Source organism: Thomasclavelia sp., from assembly GCF_047249845.1.
GTDB lineage: Bacteria > Bacillota_I > Bacilli_A > Erysipelotrichales > Coprobacillaceae > Thomasclavelia.
This window is the reverse complement of record NZ_JBKTWO010000001.1, coordinates 81,073-100,917: the sequence shown is the minus strand read 5'-3', so window position 1 is coordinate 100,917 and position 19,845 is coordinate 81,073. Positions and strand designations below refer to the sequence as shown.

Genomic DNA, 19,845 nt, shown 5'->3' with positions numbered 1-19,845 from the left:
CAATATTAGCACCTGATTTTATCTTTTTTTATTACTATAGATCTTTTTTTTATAATGAAAATTGCTAATGCTAAAACCATTAAACCAAAAACGATTAGATATAAACTATAATTTTGAACCAGCATAATAATGCTATATTGCATATCAACAGCTAAACTAGATGCTTTAGTTGCCCCATCGGCTGGTTTAAATGATTTAACATTCACTTTATCAATACCAGTAAACTCTAAATCAAAACCATCTCCTAAAACGCTACTATCATCAATATCATATTTGTTAAACATTGATGCTTTGATTATGCTAATTACATTCTTACCACCACGATCAGTTATCTTAATCTTTCCGTTTTGATAAGTTTTATATCCATCTTCTTTAATAAATGTTTTTAACTCATAAGTATCATTTCCATTACCAGAAATAATCTCTAAACCTTTTTTAGAACTATAAATTCTAAAAGAATTATTACCATTACCAGCATCGATCACTAATTTATGACTATTACCATAACTTAGATAACCTTCTGTTGTATCAGTTGCATTATCACTATTTTTAACAATAACACCTATTTTAAAAGTATCATTGCCATTTCCAGAATTGATAGTCGTTTTAGCAAAAGTATCAACAAAGATAAATTCATTTTTACCACCCTGATCAATAACTTTATAATTACTAATTTTATTAGCTTGAACTTTTCCTTCAAACTGTTCATTAGAAACACTCATCATTTTTCGATCAAAACGATAATTATCATTTTTACTGCCTAACATCATCATAACATCATGAAATGAATTAATATCAATTGCTGCTTTTCCTTTAGCATTAGCTAAATCAATTGCAACACTATCCTTACCACCTTGACTAGCAAATGACATTTTTCCTGTTATTTGATTAACTAGTACTTTAACAATATCATTACCTAATCCACCTTGGTAACTAAATAATTTTGATAGACTATTGATAATAATATTTGTATTACTATTATTATCTGGCATTTTTACAGTAACATTTCCCATCGTATCACTAATGATCAAATCATTTTCATTAGCACCATTCAAAGTAAAATCATTACTTATAATTTCACCATTAATAATAGCTTTTTCTTTACCAGTTAAGATAATTGTATTAGCCAAAAGAGCAGCTGGAATATTTAATGAATTAGCTGTTACATCAAGAAGATTATTACCTTGCAGCTTTCTATTAACATCTAAATCCCCATTAATTACTAATTTTAAATCTCCACCACTAGTAACACCATCTTTACTTTCAATAGTATCTATTTTTAAATTTTTACTATTATTGATTTCAATTCCAGTACTAGCTTGACCAGCTATTCTATTAACACTAGTATTTAAAACTGCCTGTCCTTGAATATCAAAAACCATACCATCTCCAGCAATTGCCTGTTTTGCACTATTAACATCACCAAAATTTGTTAAATCAATATTACTAGCCTGCATGCGATCAATCTGTAAACTTCCTTGATTAACTATTTTAAACTTACCACTAATAATAGCATCAAGTTTGTGAATTTTTGCTTTTAAATCAACTGAACCACAAACTAATTTAAGTGTATTAGCCACTAAATTTCCACTAAGACTTCCCGATTTAAGATCTAATAATGAATTGGCAATAAAGTTATTTGCATTAACTTTACCATTAACAACAAATGTACTATTACTAGTATTTCCACTAACTGTTAAACCTTTAAGATTATTCAATTTAACTACACTGGCATCTATTTTTAATGCATCAATATTTGTAACTAGATTCAAAACATTATTAGCTTTAATAATTAACACTGGTCCATTGATATTAGTTACACCATTTTGACCACTAACATCACCATGATTATTTAATTCAATAATACCATTAGTATTAATTATATTGATCAATAAATTACCTATGTTGGTTTGCTTTAAACTTTGTGCTGTAATTGTCTCACTTGTTAAAGAAGACTCAATGATTAAATTACTTCCTGTATAAACAAATAAATCATTACCACTAACTTTATTTAATTCTAAAACAGGAGAATTAATCTTAATATTCATAGCTGCTACGATCGTATCAATTTTGGAATCAGCACCCTGAATATCAACACTGCCAGCCTTGATATTAGCAATATTTAATATATTACCACCAATTTTAGCTTCATTACCAGCAATTATATCTCGTGCCTTAAGTTTATCACCAGTAAGTTTTAAGCTATTACCAGTCTTTAAATAATTTATAGTTGCATTTTTAAAATTAAATTTACTATCTTGACCAACTAACCATTTATTTATGGTGATATCTGTTGCTTGATCATTATTTATATAGGCATTTGCTGCAGCTAATGTAAGTTCTTCAACATCCATTTTCAATGGGGTTTTATCACTAGCAATATTACCAGCAATATCCGCTTTTAAGCTCTTAGTAGATAAATTATTAGTATTACTATTATTTACTTCAAGATTACCAGATAAGTTAAGAACAATTTGTTTGTTTCCAACCATCTTAGTTAAAATAAGATCATTACCATCTAATAATAAATTTGCTGTTTGTAAATTATAAATCTCTACATTTCCAACTACTAATTGAATTAACTCATTACTAATTATTTCTTTAATTAATAAATCAAGGTTCTTATCATTACTCAAACAAATTTCCTTATTAGCAATTACTTGCATTACTTTAACCGCTGAATTAACTACATTATCTTGTTCACCGATATTTTCACTAACTGTTAAATCAAGGATATCTGCTGTTAAATTAGCATCATCAACAGTGTTTACAATAAGATTTCCATTAATTTCCATTTTAGCAAGCTCTGCTATAATTTTAGTAAGAAGCATTTCTTTACTTACTAAATCTAGTTGTTTAGTTGTTAAACTTGTAATTTCCACATTTCCCATAACAACTGCCATTATTTCATTACTAGCTAAATTTTCAATTAATAAATCTAAAGTTACATCATTAGTTAAATAAACATTATCACCAGCTGTAATATTCATTATCTTAACAGCACCATAAAGTGGTAAATCAATTTCTGCAATATTTCCACTTGAACTGATTTCCAAACGATTAGCGATAATATTAAATTTATCACCAAGAATATTCTTTGAATCCAATTCTTGTCGAACTGTTAAATTACCAGATAATTGCATTCTCACTGTTTCTTTAACAATAATTTGATCAAGAATCAAATTATTTGCGCTCAATATTAAATCAGTAGTTTCTAAATTAACAATTTCCACATTTCCTGTAATTAAGACGATTAATTGATTACTGCTCATTTTTTCAACTAATAAATCAAGACCATCATCATTACTAAGATAAATATTATCCCCTGCAATCACATTCATTTCGCTAATCGAAGCTAATACAGGCACATCTTCACTACCCAGATTACCACTAAGCGTTAATTCTAATCGTTTAGCACTAAAATTATGATCATTTCCTGTAATTACTCCAATATCACCATCTACATCTAGTTTTGCTAATTCATTTATTTGCATCTCTTTGATTATTAGATCATTGCTTATTAAGTTGAGGTTATTTGTTGCCAAATAATTAATCGTTGCCTTACCAATAATCAAATCAATAATCTGATTACTTGTCATATTTTCAATTAATAAATCTTTTTCTAAATCATTGGTTATATAGATATTATCCCCTGCAATGATCGATAATTCATTTATCTGGAAACGAACCGGCATTTCCCCAGTTCCAAAGTCTCCCCCTACTCTTGCATCTACGCGATTGGCAGCCAAAGAATAGTCTTCATTATCAAGAGCACTAACATCTCCTGTGATCTCCAAGATAACCTGATCAAAAATTGTTAAACTTCCTAATACCAGACTTTCATTAGAAGTAATTCCTAAATTCCTTGAATATAAGTCAAGAATCTTAATCTCACCGCTGTTAATATCGATCCAGCCGTTTAAAGCTTCGGCTTTTTCAACTAATAAGTCACGTTTAATATTTTGATTTAAATAAATATTTTTATCAGCTTCAATTACTAATGTATCAATATCGGTATTAATGAAATGATCCTGTTTACCAAAATCTCCCTCTACATCAGCTACTAGTTTAGCTGTTTTAATATTAGTCTGATCATTTAAACCGGTAATATCGCCTGCTGCTGTTAGTTTAGCCACTGCTGCCTCTAAATAAGCAACTGCCATTGTTTTTGCTCTGATCTCTAAATCATCAGTGACTAGATTCATAACTGTTAAATTACCAGTTATCAACCTAATTTCTTGATTGCTTGTCATATTTTCAATTAATAAATCTTTTTCTAAATCATTGGTTATATAGATATTATCCCCTGCAATGATCGATAATTCATTTATCTGGAAACGAACCGGCATTTCCCCAGTTCCAAAGTCTCCCCCTACTCTTGCATCTACGCGATTGGCAGCCAAAGAATAGTCTTCATTATCAAGAGCACTAACATCTCCTGTGATCTCCAAGATAACCTGATCAAAAATTGTTAAACTTCCTAATACCAGACTTTCATTAGAAGTAATTCCTAAATTCCTTGAATATAAGTCAAGAATCTTAATCTCACCGCTGTTAATATCGATCCAGCCGTTTAAAGCTTCGGCTTTTTCAACTAATAAGTCACGTTTAATATTTTGATTTAAATAAATATTTTTATCAGCTTCAATTACTAATGTATCAATATCGGTATTAATGAAATGATCCTGTTTACCAAAATCTCCCTCTACATCAGCTACTAGTTTAGCTGTTTTAATATTAGTCTGATCATTTAAACCGGTAATATCGCCTGCTGCTGTTAGTTTAGCCACTGCTGCCTCTAAATAAGCAACTGCCATTGTTTTTGCTCTGATCTCTAAATCATCAGTGACTAGATTCATAACTGTTAAATTACCAGTTATCAACCCAATTTCTTGATTGCTTGTCATATTTTCAATTAATAAATCTTTTTCTGAATCATTGGTTATATAGATACTATCTCCTGCAATGATTAATAAAGTATTTACAGAGGTTTTCAACACCTCATCAAATTCTGCTACATCACCACTGATAATAATTTGCAAACGATTAGCAACTATATTAACTTCATCACTACTTGCGATAATATTTCCACTTACATTTAAATCAACATTACCATTAGCAGCTAACGAACCAATTGCAGCATTGCCTATAGTCATCACAACATCATTTCCAGCTATGATACTTTCTATTGTTAAATCTTTAGTTAGATCATTAACTAGATAAATATCATCTTGTACTGTTATCTTTATCTTTTCTACTAACATTTTGATTGGCGCTAAACTACTTGCAATACTTCCTGCTACATTCATTTCTAGACGTTTAGCTTCGATATTGTTTTGTCTATCATCGCTTACCTGGATATTTCCAGATGCCATAATAATTTCATTTCTAGCTATGATACTTTCTATTATTAAATCTTTAGTTAGATTATTGTTTAAATAAATCGATCCACTAACATTAAGCTTTATCTTATCAACATTTGTTTTAATGACTTTTTCTATCTTACCAAAATTACCAGAAATCTTAGCAATTAGATAATTTCCCGAAATTTCATTAATTCCTGTAAGATTACCTGCCATTAAACAAATTACATCATTAACATTCATTTTAATAACTTGTAAATCATTTTCTAAAGCATTACTAAAGTATGCATTAGAACTTGTTAAATCAATTGTTTCAATATCCAAACTAATTACTTGGAGCGCTGTTCCTAAATCCCCAGTAATATCAATAACTAAATTTTTACCAATAATTTTACCATTATCGATTTGACTAATATTACCCGTTCCTTTTAAGAAGACAGTATCTTTTGCAGTTATTTTTTTGATTATTAAATCACTTAAAATCTCAAGATAAACATCTTTTCCTGATATTAGATCAGCTGTTCCATCAATATCGATCACTAAGAAATTATCCGTATTACCTATCATATTTGCCTGAATCGTAATATTAATTGCTTTGACATTTGTTACATCACTCTTAGCTGTAAGCTTACCATTGACCTCTAAATCAAGATTGCCTGCAGTATAAATATGATTAACAACCAAATCTACATCCGTTACTAATATAATATCTTTTAAAGTATCAATACTTACATTTTTAATAGTTCCATTAACACTAACTTTATCAGTTGCATTAACAATCAGATAGTCAATACTGCTATTTTGTAAATTAACTGCTTTAGCAGTAATTTTAGCAGTTACACCATTAACAAGACCACTTAAATCTTTATTGTTAATGATATCAATACTATCAAATCCTCTTATTTCAATTTCATCAACACTCATAAATAACTTATTAATAACATTATTTCCCGTATTAATAATTGTTAATTTATCAGTTGTAATATCTACCCCTGAAGTCTTTGTTGTATTAATTACACCACCAATAATAATATTTACACCATCATTACTGTTTAAACTTCCTTCCATGAAAATCAAATTAGTATTTCCAGCCTTCAAATCAAAACTATTAACTACAATATTACCCTTAATATTTAAATTACTAACAACACTCATTGTTGTAATATCACTAGTACTGCTTGAAATAACTTCACGATAATCAATAATTACTTCAACTTCTTCAGTAACGATCTCATATTGATAATAAATATTTCCATCTTCATCAACAACATATAGTTCATTACCTTCTTCATCTTTAGCAATTATTTTATTACCATTAGCATCTAATACATATTCATAAAGAATATTACCTTCTTCATCAACTGTATATTTAGCTTTAATTTGTTTTTCATAAATCGGTTCTAAAGTAACATTAGTATTTATTGTCGCTTTATTAGTCGTAATAATTCCATCAGCTAATGATAATGATAAATTACCAGCAGCTACTAATTTATTGATTTCTAATACTAATTGCTTATTTTGATAATCAGCTAAATTTCCATCTACGACCTCTTCTAAGACAATTCTTAAATAAGCTTCTACAACACTCATTTCAAAAGTTGAATTAAAATCGCCACCACCAAAATAAACTAAGAAATAATTATCTTTAGTACCTAAATTAATTAATTTATTAATTTTTAAATTACCTATAAATAATTCACTTTTGCCAGTTGTATAACAACTTCCTGCAATATCCATTACTAACATAAATCCTGGTAGATAGAGATCTCCCGTTAAATAAACATTAGCCTTAGAATCTGTTGAAGTAATTGTGGCTTTCAATTCATCAATATTTTGACTATTTTTATAGGTTTCTGTGATTTTATAATTTGATGAACGAATTATATTGCCATTACTATCATAAAGATTATCCATACATTGAATAATATAATCAGCATCTTCAGCACTGTTATTTGATAAATCTAAAGTTCCAATATATAAATCATAACTTGAATTATTAGTGATCTTAATATCACTTAATAATGAATTACGAACTATTGTCATCGCTCCATGAAGAGTTCCTGTTGCTGAGACTATCTTACATGAACCTATTCCTAAACTTCCAAAGCTATCAATTATAATCTTATTGCCTTCACGATGCCATTTTGTTCCTGTTGGTGCTTGAACATTACCATTAGCATCAACAACAATCGTTAAACCAGCACTCATTCCATAATTGATCGTTCCATCAATTATAATTTTTGAAGAATTATAATCATCAAAATATCCATCAGTATCTTTTTTAACATCACTGCCTAAAATAACTTCAACAACTACATCAACTACCACTTCAATGAATTTAACAACCGTTTTAACGATCCATTTCACTAGTTTATTAAGTGGCCAAGGTAACCAGCCACAAATTTTTTCTGTAACTGTTTCAACAACTCTAAGAACTTTTTTTATTGTTTGATGAACATAATTAACTACTGTTTTAGCCTCACAATGAGCTTCTTGATTTTGAATCTTATCATCCTGAGTTGGTGTTTGGGCATAGATACTTACATCCTTACCCGTATAATCTCCATTACCTGTTAAAGTAATATTAGAGTCAATTCTAATATTTACATTAGAAGTAGCATAAACTTTACCAGTTACCCCGCCACCTATTTCAGCAAACGCATACGTATGACAACTTAGATCATCACTTGTTAAAACTTGAATTTCTAAAGTCTTACCTGCTTTTAAAGTTGCATTAGATCCATTGATTGCTAAAAGAATATTTTTCAAGTTAATATAAGATTTAGCATGTGAATAAGATCCTGCTGCATAAACTTTTGAATAAGCTTTAGCATATAAATCTAATTTTGTAATAATAACTCTTAAAGTAAGATCACCACTCGCTTGAATATTTGCTTGATTTGCTAAATCAATCTTACCATTAGTATAAACATTGATTGTCGTCGTTGCATAGTTAGCAGTTACTGCACTATATTTATCAGGAATTACAGTCTCTACATGAGCTGTAACATTACCAATATTGGCAATAATAGCAACATCACCATCACTGTTTATAACTAAATTATTTCCAAATGTTACATAAGCACCGGAATTGATTGTTAATGTTGATTTCGTTGTATCACCAGAAATAAGTGAGATAGGACAACCACCATAATTTAACACTTTAATCCCTTCAATATTAATAGTTGCTTCTATTGCTAGATCACCTGTTGTTTGAATTGTAACATTTGTACCAAAGTTATTTTTTGCATCACCAGCAAAAGTAATATCTAATTCACTTTTACCACTGCCAATAATCCCAGCTTGATTACAATCATTGGTTATATTAGCACTATTAAGAGCCCGAACTGCCTGAATAGCAACTGTTTGTCCTTTAATTACTACATTGTTTTCAAATTGATTTAAGATATTTGTAGTTTCTCTAAATTTCGTTTTTGTACTATCAATTCCAATAAGATTTCCTGATGAGGTCTTAGCTGTCAAAGTAATATCCCCGCTATAGAAAGCTTGAATACTTAAACTACGATAAGAATTGATTTCACTTTTATCTTTAAAAATATTACTAACATTGATAGTTGTACTATAGTCAATATTAGAAACTCCAACGTTAACCCCGGATAAAGATTTACCCTCAACAGTTCCCTGGATTTTCAAATATCCAAGAGCATAAATTGCAATTGCACCAGCATCAACAGTAGCATCAGTGAAATTTTGATTAATAATAAAATTACTAATGTTATTATTTGTTAACCATGATTGTAAACTTTCTTTATCTAAAGTCATCAATTTACCGCTGCTATCAAATTGGTTTTTAATATTAAACGTACCTGTAACATCAATTTCATTACCATTGCCACCTGCAATTCCAGCACTTGATTGAATTGTTGTAACCTTAATATCTCCACAATTAATAGCAAAGATAACGATGGCATGACTAATGATTTGAGCATTTTCATGAACTTCATTCAAGATAATTCCACTAACATCAACAGTAACTAAATTGGCACCTATTGAAATCAATGAAAGAGTCGCTGAATTATATTCACAATTAGCATCAAAAGCACCATAACTTGCAATCTTAACAGCATTTCCAGCATATACAACTCCATTAGCATTAATATGCGTATAAATTTTACTATTATGATTTAAATAAGTCTTGGTTCCATCACCACCAATTAAGCTGCCGCCATTTGATGAAGTAATGACTTTGATTCCCGTATTGGTTAGTGATGATAAATTATCACTAATAAATAACGGTTGAACATTGTACCAGTTATATAATTCAATTTTATCTTTAGCAAAAATACTAGCACCATTACCAACATTAATTGATATTGTAGGAGTGATCTTGGCATCAACGATCGTTGTATTGACCCCAATACCAGTAATACTAACCCCGGTAATTTCAATATCCTGATAAGTTCGAATTATATTATTTAAGGTTAAATTAGTTACTTTTAATAAACTCTTGTCTCCAATATTATTAGAAATATTTGCATCGGTAGTAACTGTTATGGTTTTTACTGCCCCACTAACTAATCCCGCACTAGCTCCGCTCATCGTTAGATAAATATCTAAACGTGCTCTAATAATTGAAGATACGTTATTTGCTTCAATATTTCCAATAATTGTATTGTTAATATTTGAAGACTCCTTGATTGTTGGAATCGCTCCTGCTACCCCAACTAAACTTCCTGAACCGGTTTTGGTACTAATTGTCATTTTAGCACTCTGATTATTATTATCATCAGTATTATAATAAGTTTTTAAATTAATATCCTGACTCGCTTTAATATTTCCATAAACAAAATTATTAATATTTGATTGGCTAGTAACATTAACGACCATCATTCCACCTTGATAAGCCCCATAATTATCAGTTCTTAAACTAATCGTAACAGGCTGCTGGACATTATTAATTGCATTAATCGTTTTAATTTGACAACTATTACCGCCTACATAGACAGTACTTGAGCCCTTAGCATTGACAAGTAAAACAATTGCATCACCGGAAATAATACCACCATTTGAAGCAATACCATTAATTACTGCTGAATTAATTAGTTTACTTGAAGCATTGATAGTTCCATTGACAGCATCAATTAACACTGTATTTGTTTTACCATCACCAATCATTGCTTTTAAAGCTGCTGTAAAATTCAATGTAACAACTGTTGTTCCTGCTGCCATTAAACCACCGGCTCTAATCGAACCAACATTTAATTTAATTAACTCACTATTTTTACTTTGATAATTTGCCTTAATATCTAACATCTCAAAATTCTTAAAACTTGCCATATTACCAGCTGCTGCATTAATAATGGTACTAATATTTACAATTCCAACATTGGCACCTAAACTAACAAAAATCGAACCTGAGCCAGCTACTGAAGTAATATCATAACTGTGTTCATCAGCTAAGGCATGAATCTTAATTGTATTAGTTGCATCAATATTACCATTGACTATTGCATTTACTTTATTACCAATTGTAATTACTGATACTGCAGCTCCAACTGAAGCAACTAAACCAGCTGTAGCAGCTCCTGTTAATACCGTTAAAGTTGTTTTATCATCAGCAATTATTTCCACATCATTAGCTTTAAGATATGCTCCTTGTTCAACGATGGCACTATTACTATCACTTACCTTAGCTGCATTAACTGCCTGGCCAAGATCAACTTCTAAATCACCACCAGCAACATTTTGAGCATTTGATAAATCTATTTTATTAATTGCATTTTGTATTTCTACAATCTGGTTCTGATTATTAATTTTAAGTGCTTCATTCATTTGAGAATCAACCACACTACCAATACTTAAAACAAGAACATTACCTGAAATACCAACACCGCCAACAGCTGCTGAAGCAGTTATGGCTTTAATATCCCGAGTTACTTTGGTTAAGACCTTTATTGACGTAGCATAATTGCCATTAATACCCGTAAGCAAAGCATCATGGCCAACTTGAGCATTAATTGTATTTTTAATTAATAATACATTGACTGCTGCTCCAGCTCCAATTGCTCCAACACCGGCACTACCAGCATTAGCTCCAATTATAATATCATCATCAGCTTCAACGATTATTGTATTCGCTTTGACATTTGCTTGTGCATTGATTTTAGCACTGACTATATTGTTTAAAATAATTACTAGCGCACTACCTGCTACAGCTACTCCACCAGCACTGCCGCCAATTGCCGCAATATTATCAAAATCCTCAATTCCCGCAGCCTTAACTACTAATGAATTAGCATTAACATGATTAACTGCTGCATCGATTGAACTATTCATCATAATGACGATCGTTTGTAAACCAACAGCTACTCCACCAGCATTAAAAGTTCCTGTTAAAATGCGATTTTTAACTTTATTTGCTGCTTGTACATCAACATTAACAGCGTTAATTGTACCACCATTAACATTAGATGCTACCGTATCATCGATCATTAAGACTAAAGCAATACCATTAACTGCTACTATTGAACCACCAGCACCAACTAAGATTCCCTCAAAATTACTTGAATCAAAACTATTGATATTAACATCAGCACCATTGATATCACTTAATAAATTAATTTTGCCACTCTTAGTTGAGTTAACATATAATACCCCTGGTACCACAGCAACAGTACCACTGATAGCTAAAGCCCCAATATAGGCTTTTAAATCTGTATTGTTTTCAACATTAATATTAACATCTTTGCTTGTCGTCAACGAACTCATTGCACCACTGTTAATACCAACCTTATTTTTGAGAATTAAAACAACTGCATTAGCATTTACAGCAACAGTACCTGAACCTGATGCCACTGCTAAATAAGTATAATATTCCTGATTAGCAAACGCCGAGATTTTAATTCCCGTAGCAATAATTCCATCATAGCTGGCATTTTTATTACCAGATAAATTAATAATAGTATTATCACCGATTTCGATATTGTCGTTAGAAGATACTACCATCGTAATAGCTGAAGCATTAATACCAACCGCACCAGCTCCAGCAATACCACCTAATTTTGCATCTAAATGCTGATTTTCACGAGCCATGATCAATAGACTGCCATCACCGCTAATATTACTATTCTTATTTATTTTAGCATTCACAACACTATCAAAAACAATCGTAATCACATTAGCCCCAACAGCTACTGAACCGCTTGCTGCAAAACCAACAACATAAATATCAAATTGATAATCGACATCACTAACTATTACAACATTTTCACTACCCTTAACAATAACATTTTCATCAATGATACAGCTAGCTTGACTAGATAAAGTAAGGGTTACAACACTTGCTCCAACTCCAACTGAACCAGCTGCTGATAAGGCTCCAGTACATGAAATATTGGTTATTTTATTACTTGCTAAAACACTTAAATCTCCAGCCAAATTTAATTGACTATCTTTACCAATTATAGCTAATACTTCACTATTTACTAATAATGTAAGAACAGCCCCTTCAGCAGCTACACTGCTAGCAGCCCCACCAGAGATCGAACCAACATTATAATCGTCTTCTTTAATTGCTTTAACACTAACTGATTTAGCATTAATATTACGACCGTTTAGATAAGCTTTTAATGACCCTGTAACTGTAATCGTTGTTACAGCTGCTCCAACAGCTACTTTTGAAGCATTAAGGGAACCCGCATATTCAACTAATGTTAAATTATGAAGCGTGTTAATCAATAAATCCTCACCAACTGTAATTTCTTCATCATCACCATCAAGTGATGCCTCAATTTCATTTTCAATTATCGTTACTGGTATTGAACCATTTAAGGCTACTGTTTTGCTGCCTCCAACTCCAATTACGATTGATAAAACATAGTCAGTACTATTACTACTAACTGATAGATTATACTTGGTATTGATTCGGCTAGCCCCGATTTTACTATAAATATGCTTTTTATAATTATTTGAATCACTAGCACCACCAACAGCTCCACCTTTACTAACAGTAATACCACCTAAAATACCAAGCATTCTAGTATTGCTGTCTGCATCTAAATTTAATTGTTTGACCTTTATATCACAATTATCACCAATTATGGCTTTAATTGTAGAATTAATATTTTTATAAGCAACAGTTCCCTCAACAGCAGCTGATGATGAATAACCACCACCAAAAATTACGGTCATGATATCTTCTTTAGCAACTGCTTTTACTGATAAACTGCCAGCAAAACTGTCAAGCTTATTAAATCCAGCAACTACAACACCATCTTTAATTCCTGCATAAGTATTTCCAGTAAAATCAATAAAAGAAACACTTGCTGCCATTCCAAATTTACCGCCAATAAATCCATTTAACATAATATTATCAGACTCAAATAAATTTTCAGCTAAAATTGTTAAATCTTCAACAATAAATAACTTACTATGTTCATCAACATAAGCATTTACTTGATTATTTGATAAAATCACATTTACCGCACCACCAATAGTAGCCTTTTCCGATTTACCTGCAGCAACTCCAACCATCAATGCCTCTTTATCATCTTTAGCACTGATATTTAAAGATCTAGCATTAATATTACAATTTTTACCAATAAAAGCTTCAACTATATTTTCATTTTCAACCATGATGCAATTCAATCCTACAGCTGTTGTTTCAGTAGTAGCTAATGCCCCTGTAATCATCATTAATGAAGTATCACAGTTAGCATTGATATTTAATTTCCCTATTAATTCAATAATAGCATTATCACTAATATAGCTGCGTAGTTTATCTTTAAAGAGAATTACGCCTGCTGCTCCAGAAGCATTAAAGCTGCCTTTAGAATCAGTACTACCACCTAAAACATCTACATAATAATTATGCATTGATAAAAATGCGGTTGCCTGTAGTAACTGTTCTTTTAATTTATCAATGATTTCGCTATCTAAATCAGTTAAATTTCCTAAATCAAGATCTGGAAACTCAATTTCAAATTTAAATTTATTTGAATCAACATCATATTTATTTGAAAGAATATCGAGATCACTTGCTTTAACATAAGCATTTTGATCAATATAACTTTCTAAAGCACTATTAATATTCAACATTGCAAAACCAAGGCCAATTCCATTACCTTTAGTTTCATTACTAGTACTATATGCTAAAGCTCTAATCGCATACTTAGAGAATTCTTGAGCATTTAAACTAATTTTATCTTGAGCGATAACCTTAGCACCATTACTAATATAGGCTGCTGTACGATCATTTACTTCTAAATAAACTCCAGCCCCTGCCAAAGTTAACGAACCACTATCTTCGCCTCCAATATCACTTTTAGCTTTTGCTTTATTGTAAACTGAAATAGTTAAATCATTTAAATATTTATCATCATAATTTACTCGATTAGTTGCATTAACATCGATAGTTCCATTACTTGTAACATCACCAATATATGCTGTTGTATTATTTTCACTAAAGACTACAGCAACTCCTAACGAAACAGCAGTTTTATTAGCTTTAGCATTTCCAACACTAACAATATGATAATTTGAATTATTTAAAGCTGTAACATTCAATTTACCAACCGTTAGACCACCAGTTGCAAAAGCTTTAACAGTATTTTCAAGCATCATCATTGATAAAGCTGCACTGATGGATACCTGATTCCCTTTTTGTTTTTCACCACCAGATTGATCTTTAGTGTCTGGTGTTGTTACATCTTTAGATGCTAACAGACCCGTTGATAGCGAAGTTCCTCCAGTTCCCCCAAATTTACCAGCAATTTTACTTGCCAGAGAAGATAAAGGTGTTGTTTTACCTTTAAACTGAGCTTTTAATTCAGCTTTAAAATCAATATTCAAAACTTGGGTATACTTACCAATCAATGCACCCTCAGCTGTTGCTTCAGCATACAAATCATTAAAGATATCAGCATTAGAAAGAATACTAGCTGTTTTACCCACTTTACCATCAGCATTTACACTAGCCTCTAAATCAGAACGAATCAATAAATATGAAACTGTTCCCCCATTGCTTTTACTACCGGCTGAAGCTTGAGCAGCTATTTTAGTATTCGTACTTCCAGTATAATTTGCATTTACATCTAAATCATTTGTTATATCTAAGTTAACATTATTAATTTTAGCATTAATAACTGGTTCAATTAAGTTGACTGCTACTGCCCCATCCATAGTAGATTTATTAGATGCCATTGAATTCGTTTCACCTATTTCTACTACTACTGTTGTATCAGTGGCATAGTCAGCTAATACTTTAATTCGATCAGCCTTGATAGTAACTTTTTTATTTTCATCTCCAACTATTGCTTTTACTTGTGTATCCACAAAATTAACACTGACCCCAATTCCAGTACCTTTAGATTTAGCTTTCCATCCAATCTTAACACCAAATTCAACATCAGGACTAGCTAAAGCACTAGTTAGAATTTTTTCATGAACACTGCTAATCACCTCAAATGCTCCTGATAAATCAACATTTCCAGTCACTTTAGCCTGATAATTTTGGCTAATATAAGCAACTACAACTGAACCACTCTTAGAACTATTTGCTCCACCAGTTCCAGAAACAGTTGATAAAATATACGTATTAGTATCATTGGTAGCAATTTTACTACTATCTAAATCAATAATTTTTTCAACTTCATCAGTAACTGATTTAACAGTTAGATTGGCAGCTACGATATCACCATTGACTAATGCATTATTTGCATATTTAACAATAATTCCCGCTACCGCTGCAGCTCCACCTGATTTTCCATCTTGACCTTCAACATTTGAATAAGCTAGACAGTATAAATTAACTGCTGCCTTTGCTAAAACATCTACATTGCCCTTAGCATTTACTTTAACATTTTCACCAATTATTGCATTAGCTTCACCAATTACTACATTGCCAACTACTGTTGAAGCTTTTGCTACTTCACCTTCAGTAGTATCATATTCAACTTTAAATAAGTTATCTAATAAATTAAAATCTTTGATTGAAGTTGTAATATTATCAATTGAATTACTAATTGACTTACGAACATTATCATAGATTTTTGAGGGTGCAAAATCCTTAATAGACAAATCATCTTCTTGATTAATTTCACCATCAGGTGATGCAATAACTACTAGATCACTACGAGTATTATATTTAGTCGAAATATTCAAGTTATCAATATTAACACTTCGTAATAATTTAGCATCTACTTTACCACTAATAATATTAATTCCTACCGAACTGCCTAAACCAGGCGTTCCTGCTAATAAATTACTTGTTAGATTTGAAGTTAGTGTTTTAACTGCTTCACCATAAATATTAATGTCTTTAGCATTAATAACATCCCCACTATCTAACAATACTTCTACTCTACTAACCAATACATTAACACCAAATGCTGGTGCCTTTGAAGTTCCTCCATTTCCTCCTGCCATAATATCATTTTTGATCATTGCATTAGAAACAGCTTCAATATTTAAATTACTAACTTTATTAAAAGTTATATTATTTTCTATAATACTTTTAACATTATCTAAATAAACTAATAATCCTATAGCACTGCCAAAGCTGCCACCATCACCATTAGCATCGCTAATGATTGTAATCGCTGTATCTTCCTTAGCTTTAACAACTACATCTTGTTCAAGGACTAAATTACTATCTTTACAAATGATAGCTTGATTATCAATTGTAATAAAATTACCATTAATAGCGCCACCACTACCAAATCCTTCTTTTACATAACCGCCTTTGACATTAATATCATATTTACTGTTTGCCAAACTGCTAATTGTCAGTGTATCAGCTAATGTCTTTACAGAATTTAATGAAGCTTTTTGATCAACTAAAATTATATTGAGTGTAAGAGCAACTCCAGCACCTGGTGTTTTTTGAAAATAACCAGTTTCTTTAATTGCACTACCATCAGCTACAATTGTAATAATATCATCGCGATTAGCCAAAATCTGAATATTTCCAACAATTTTTAGATTACCAGTTAGGTTTGCTTGATTAATAATATTCATATAATTAATTACCCCAGAACCTACTAGTTGTCCTAGTAATTGCATATTCAAATCACTGCTGCTACTATCTATTGAACTAATAATACTTAAAATATCAATTAAAGTATTTCTAACTAAATCTAATATCTTACTGTTACTAATTTTATCATCTACAAAATCTAAAATATCATTTAATGAATTCTTTAAACCTTCAAAATCAATATTACCATCACCAATTTTAACTTTAGTACTAAAATCAGCATGATTAGTAACATTACTTGTAATTGCAACATTACCTTTTGATCTAATATTGGCACCTATTTCACTAGATGCTTTAAGATTAATTGCTGAAATAACAACATATGCTCCACTTGATGCTTCACTTGATCCCGTTGCTTGATATTCACCATCACTAATCAACTTACCAGTAAAAATATTATCAGCACTAATAACTACATCTAAAGCACTGTCAATTTCACAATCATTTAATTGATTAATTGCCTGACTATTTAAGACTAAAGTAATTACTGATAAATTACTAGAGCCATTTCCAGTCTTAAGATCAATTATCACTTCACTATCAGACTTTAATTTGACTGCCCCAATTGTTGCAATCAATTTCATATTGTCCATAAACAATTCTACTGCATTAACAATATTTACATTAATCATTGATTTAACTTCCTGATCAACAATTTCAATCTTGTTATTTAAAGCAATATCAATATCATTAGCCTTAATCATTCCATTAGTTAATTTCAACTGACTAGATAAATCAATTCCTAATCCATATCCAGCAAGATTATCTAATGACAAGTGATGATCCATAATAACTTTGAATGCCCCACTAATTTCAAATCTAGCAAAATTAGCATTAAATTTTTTTGCAGTGCCATTAATAATTAATTCTTGAGCAGTTAATGATGTATCTTGATCAAAATTAGCATTGATCTCTTCAACATCAAATTCCAATTTAATCTTATCAGCTTGTAATTTCTTGATATCAAGGACATCATTTCCCCCATTACCAATAATTTTGATTTTACCATTTAAAAGGGTATTTACTGTTAAAATCCAATTACTATCTAAATCATTTCCATTAATGACTAAATTAAAATCATCATTTAAGATAACCGTTTCTATAATCTGACCTTCATTATCTTTAATAATTAAATTATTACCATCGATATCAATTATTCCTTTTGAAATATCTACCCTAAGATGATAATCTTTAGTTTTATCCGTGATAATACTAATATTATCACAATTCAATAAATTAACGATTCTACCATCAATTACATAGTTTCTATTTTGATTAATTCCATTTGATTCTTGATAACAAAATAATCCTGGACTACCAAAATAATCAACATCTAAGGCAACAGTAGTATTAATAACATGTAAATGCAGGTTATTTCCTGCAATTTTTATTTTATCAAGATTATTAATTACACTATCAATTGCTACTTTAACAATATTACCGTTAATTTGCATTTGCCTATCTCGATCAAAGTTTACCTTAAACATTAAACCATTTATTTTATCTATTAATTTAAGATAACCTTCATCATCTGCTACTTCAACATTAGCAATACTGATTGTCCGCGCAGATATTTCAACATTAGAAATATCTGCTAGTTTTAAAAGTACATTATTAAAATAAAGTTCATTTTTTGCAACTTTCAAACTATCACTTGAATCTTTTAGTACTAGTATTGCTTTTTTAACTGTCATTTGAGGATTAATTTGATTTAATTCAAATTTACTATTATCGTTATTTAAATTAAATGTAAGTTCTTGTCCATAACCACTTATATTACTTTTCCAAACTAAAGTTTTACTGCTGTTACCATTAAAACTATAAGCTTTTTGTTCTAGTAGATAACAAGCCTTACTTGTAGTTATATAAAGATTATTTTCATCATTACTAAATACTGCATCACTATTAATTTGTGATACGTTATTTAACTTAATCGTTTCAACATTATTAAAATAGGCATCATTTAAAACATCAATATTATCATCGATTATTCCATCATTTAAATAATTTACAAAATCATCACCACTACCTGTATCTAAATGAAAATTCTTACTTCCCTTAACGATATTAATTTTATCATCTTCATTACTTGTTACTAATGTTGATTGATTAATTGTCAGATCTGCATCAATTTTATTTTCTAAAATTATTTTACTACAATCAGATATCTGTAAACTTACTTTTTCCGGTAAATCCAAAGTTAATTCCTGAATAATCTTTGATAATACAATCACTTCACTAGCATCAGTAACTTTCAACTTTAAACCACTTGCATTATTAAGTTGTTGAATTTCTGCAACAGCATCTTCTAAAGTTATGAAGTCAAGTATTTGATTTTGTTCATTTTGAATATATGACAATTGGTATTTATAGTCTTCATTAGCCCATATACATGACATATTGGTTATCACTAATGTCAGCAGCAATGCAAATGCTACGATTTTCTTTTTCATCGTTACGCCTCCTTTCTTCTCTATTTATGAATAC

General features: G+C 30.3%; 1 protein-coding gene. It reads right to left on the bottom strand.

Features of this window, described 5'->3' with window-relative positions:
- Positions 1 to 5: 5 nt before the first annotated feature.
- The gene (locus ACLR9T_RS00360) at positions 6 to 19,811 is read right to left on the bottom strand and encodes a hypothetical protein (RefSeq protein ID WP_413107544.1); all 19,806 of its coding nucleotides are present in this window, start codon (positions 19,809 to 19,811) and stop codon (positions 6 to 8) included.
- Positions 19,812 to 19,845: the final 34 nt, after the last annotated feature.

Excerpts from the sequence above, each read along its gene's own strand:
- ACLR9T_RS00360 (WP_413107544.1), bottom strand. The coding sequence starts at position 19,811 with ATGAAAAAGAAAATCGTAGCATTTGCATTGCTGCTGACATTAGTGATA.